Annotated in this window: 3 protein-coding genes and 1 pseudogene; all 4 read right to left on the bottom strand. The window is 73.6% G+C overall.

The features are described from left to right. Positions 1-916 (bottom strand): annotated as a pseudogene (locus AC5LSR_RS05655) (hypothetical protein); the annotation flags it as partial. Beyond that, on the bottom strand, positions 913-1,776 hold the full coding sequence (gene csx19 / locus AC5LSR_RS05650) for a type III-D CRISPR-associated protein Csx19 (RefSeq protein WP_250292648.1): 864 nt from the start codon (positions 1,774-1,776) through the stop codon (positions 913-915). The gene csx19 and the pseudogene AC5LSR_RS05655, both read right to left, overlap by 4 nt. Beyond that, the gene (locus tag AC5LSR_RS05645; protein ID WP_250282163.1) at positions 1,773-3,740 is read right to left on the bottom strand and encodes an RAMP superfamily CRISPR-associated protein; all 1,968 of its coding nucleotides are present in this window, start codon (positions 3,738-3,740) and stop codon (positions 1,773-1,775) included. Before AC5LSR_RS05645 ends, csx19 begins: the two co-directional genes overlap by 4 nt. A 107-nt stretch (positions 3,741-3,847) precedes the next feature. Next, positions 3,848-4,508 (bottom strand): hypothetical protein (locus AC5LSR_RS05640; RefSeq protein ID WP_493468228.1); only part of this gene is annotated, 661 nt, incomplete at its 5' end.

The raw sequence follows: 4,508 nt of genomic DNA, 5'->3' as shown, positions 1-4,508 counted from the left end.
CCGCCATCCGGTAGCCGAGACGGCTGTCGTGGCCGGTGAACACGCCGAACCGGGAGTTCGTCACCGCCTCGTAGGCGCTGCGCAGCATGCCCTTCACCGCGGTCGCGGGCAGGTGCGGCCGGGTCTCCTCACGGCCGTCGGATGCGGGCACTTTCCGTTCCAGTACCGGGTAGGTGGCGTGCCCGGTGTCCTGGGAACGTTTGAGGAAGGGCGTGTCCAGCAGTAGCAGCGGCGTGCCGACGGTGAGGGTGACGCCGATCGTGCCCGACCAGCGGTCCTCGTGGAGCCGGTCGTGACCGGGCAGGCGGTCACGGTCGGTGGTGGGGACGCCGACGTCGCCGAGGGTCTGGTGCCGTTCGTCGCGGTGCGGCGCCGGGACGAACCCGTACGGGTTGACGAACGCGTTCAGCGGCTCGGGCGGGCGCTGCCGCGTCTCGCCCGGGATGCCGGCGGCGCCCGTCTGCCAGTCCCCGGCCGTGCGCCGGGACGGGCGTGTCGGCGCCATGTGACGTGGGGGCTGACGGGTGACCCGCTGGGCCGCCGGCCGCGGGCGTGTGGACGGGCCGGGCGCGGGGGCCGGCCCCGACCTGTCCCGCGGCGATCCGCCCGGTGGCGATCCGCCCTGCGCTGATCCGCCCTGGGCGGTTTCGGCTCCGGTCGGGGCGGGTTCGCCGCCGGCCGTGTTGGGCGGGGCTGTCACGGAGGCGCCCTTGTCCCGGACGCGCTTGGCCTGGCCACCTGACCAGTCGTATTCGACGGGCCGGCCGGCCAGATCGTCGTCACTCAGCGTGGTTAGCGCTGGGTCGAGGAAGCGGCGGTTGAAACGCCGCTCGCTCCCGCTGTCCTCGATGATGACGAGCCGGCGGGTGCCGTCCGGGCTGGTCTTCCAGGTCATGACGCCGGAGCTGCTGCTCATCGGGTCACCTCCGGGAGAGGGTCGGGTCGCTGTGGGTCGTCGTCGGCTTCGGACCGCTCGGACGGCAGGGCGGAGGCCAGACCGACGAGCCGTTCCTCGGCGACATAGGCGTTGCCGTGCCTGGGCCTGGCCGTCGCGTTTCCGTCGGTTGCCGCGTGTTCGTCGGTCGTCACGTATTCGATGGTTTCCAGGAAGACGCATTCGTCCTCGCGGGGAGCGCGCGGCACCGGCACGTCGAGGAGGCCGATCCGGGCCTCGGCCAGGCGTACCCACAGCGGCCCGCCCGTGGCGTCCGCGTTCCGCGGAACGTCCGAGGCCTGTGATGTGTTCGGGTTCTGTGAGCCGTTCGGACGCAGCGGTCGGCCCCACAGCAGGTACTTGTTGTTGATCCTGTCGATGGCTGTCAGCGGGGCGACGGGCCTGTCGGGTTCGCCGGGCTCATCGGGCTCATCGGGTTCATCGGGCTCGCCGGGCTCGCCGAACAGCCAGCCGGGGGGCTGGCAGAGCGCCGGTGACTCCGACAGGAGCACGGCCGTGCCGAGCCCGTCACGCTCGTGCAGCCAGCGCAGCTCCGCGTCCCGGTTGAAGATCCGCGCTTCGAAGACGGCGGCGGGGCCTGACGTCGGCAGCGGCAGTTCCCGTTCGGTGGACGTGCCGGCGACGCCGGCCCCGTCCGCGAACGAGCGGCTGCCGGGCATGGTCAGCCGGCCGCCGGACAGCCTGGCCACCGTGTACTTCCGCGCGCTCGCCAGCAGTGCCACGGCGTCGCCGATGTTGGCCTGGCGGATCGCGTCCGGCAGCGAGATCTTCGTCGACCTGCCGGTGTGCAGGGTGATGATGGCGGCGGTGTGGGTTGTCACAGCGGCCTCCCGTCCGCGCGGTCCTTGTCGGGGCGCTCCTGATCGAGACGGTCCCGATCGAGGTGGTCCCGATCGAGGTAGTCCTGCCAGCTCCGGGTGTAGGCGGCGACCGCCGGCTCCCGGAGCAGGTCGTCGAAATCACGTTCCGCGTCGGAGAGCCCGGGGAAACCGCTGATTCTGACCGATTCCACGATGATGTCGCCGTGGCCGCGGTTCACGCCGTGGCCGAGCCGGAGCCGGCCGGCTCGCAGGTCCCGCAGGACGAGCAGCAGCAGCGCGAGCGCCGGCCGTGCCAGGCCGCCGCCGTTTCCTTGGCCGCCGCTGCCTGCGTCGTTCCCGCGTTTCGTACCGCTTCCGGCGCTTTCGCCGGCCGTGCCCGCCTGGTTGCCGGAGCCCGCCGGGTCGCCGGAGCCCGCCGGTGCGGTATCGAAGCGGTTCAGCCGTCGCAGGTCGACGGTCAGGAGCAGGTCCTGCCAGGTGACATGGTGTGGTTCGAGGGTGCTATACAGGCGCTTGTCCGCGGCGCCGCCCGTCCAGCGGTCGATGGCGACATGGTCGGCCTGGTCCATGCCGAGCTCCCGCAGGCGCTCCCGGACCTTCGGCGGCACCTGGGCCCGGGCCTTGTCCCACGACCGGGTCGGGCCGCTGTCGGACGGCTTGCTCAGCCCGGTGACGTGCGCGCCGTTCAGCGCGCGCCAGAGATCGGCGGGGATGGCCTGCTCCGAGTAGCAGTCGTCCGCGCCGAGCGCCCCGACACCGCGCGTCGCCCGCGTGCCGCGGCCGTCACCACCAGCGTCCCCGCTGCTGTCCTCGCTGCCGTCGCCGTATCCGTCGCCGCCGACGGCCGTGCCGGCGGAGCCGAACAGGGCGTTCACCGCCGCGAGGTCGTCGAGCTGTTCCCGGAACCGGGCCGACCGCTGCGGCCCGGCCGGTACGTCGAGAGGATGGGCGGCGTCGCGGGCACGGGCGGTCCGTTCGATGCGCTCCGCATGCGACCGTAGCGCGCCCTTGATCGAGCTGCCGGGCAGGACGAGCGCTACCTCGTCGCAGCCGATTCCGCTGACCAGGGGAAGCGCGTCGATCGAGAGCCCGTCCACCGCGGAGCGCACCATCACCGGGGACGTCGGACGCCAGACGATGGTCACCCTGAGTAGATCGGCGTCCGGGTCCCTGCCGCCGAGATCCGTCGGCGTCAGCGCGGCGGGCGCTCCGGCTGGAGCCGCCGCTGCCGCCGACGTCACTGCCGGCGGCCCCGACCCCGACGCTGTCGGTGTCGCCGGCAGCAGGCCGAGGGCGCCGAGCAGGCCGTCCATGCTGTCGAAGCGTTGCTCCACGATCTCCGGTTCGCCGGCCAGGACGACGGAGCCGAGACCGCGGGTGCGGGCCGCGCCGAGCCGGACCCGGCCCCCGGCGAGCGCGAGCAGCAGGGTGCCGAGCATCGCCGTGGCCGGGTCGGCGTCCCGCTCCCGGTAGGGCGACTCCAGGTCGATGCCCAGCCGCAGGTAGGCACCGCGGGGGAGCACGGCCCGGCCGTAGAGGAAGCCCTCGGCGACGGTCCCCAGCACCCGGTCGATGCCGATGCCCGTGCGGGCCTCGACCCGGGACGGTGGGAACGGGGAGCCGAGATCGGTGCCGGTGGTGACCAGGCCGTCGTGCACCACGATCCGGCTCGTCGAGCCGTCGTCGGAACCGCTGGAGCCGTTGCCGGAGCTCTGCCGGGAACCGTTCGCCCGGGTGGTGTTCTGCGGGACGTTGCCCCAGATGTCGTCGAGGACCAGCCGGTCGGCGATCGAGCGGCCGGCGAAGGCGCGCAGCGCGCCCGCGAGGCTGGTGCCCGGTACGTACAGCCGTGACAGCCCGTCCACGGCCAGCGCCAGGTCGACGGACGGGTCGTCGCCGACGCCTCCGACGTGCAGCGGCGTCTCCAGCCGCAGCCAGCCGTGGACCCGCAGCCGGCGGACCATCGCCCGTCCGGCTCGCCCGGCCCGCCTGCCGGCCGGGGCCGCGGGTGGGACCGGCGGTGGGCCGGCGGGTGCGGCCGGAACCGGTCCGGCCGCGCTGTTCGACGCGGTCATGCCGTCACCCCGTCGTGGAGCTGGCCGTCCGAGGTGGTTGACGGGTCCGCGCCGGCCACCGCCCGGTGGTGGGCGCTCAGACAGCTCGTGACGAGCGTGCGGACCGCCTCCGCCCACAGCTTGGTGTCCTCGCGCAGCTCCCGCGCCCCGTCCTCGGTGATGGTCAGATCGCGGGCTGGGCGGTTCGGGCCGTCCGGGCTGATGCTGATACCGAGCAGCGCCCAGATCTCCGCCAGCCAGGGCGGCGCCGTGGAGCCGGAGGAGCTGGAGGGGCCGGAGTCGTCGTACGGCCCGAGGCCGAACAGCGCCCAGACCATGGAACGCTTCCGTAGTAGCGGGTCGATCCGCTGATACGCCTGCTGGTATGCCTGGCCTGACCAGCGTTCGGCCAGGCGTTTCAGCCAGTAGCCGATCTCCTTGTCCTCCTCCAGCCGGCTCAGGACGGCGCGCAGCCCGCCGAGCTGGGTCGGGTTCACCCGCTCGGTGTCCCTCCCGGCGGAGGTGAGCCCCAGGGCGTTCCGGCGTCCATCAGCGTCCGCGGCGATGGTGGCCGAGGCACGTCGGATGTGCGCCCGCCACGCCTCCCGCTCGATGACCCGCGCGGTCTCGCGCGCGACCGGATCCCGCACGGTGACGACCGGCGTCCGCGGCGGTTCG

The sequence above is a fragment of the Protofrankia sp. CiP1_Cm_nod4 genome, from assembly GCF_982290645.1.
This window is presented reverse-complemented; position numbering and strand designations above follow the sequence as displayed.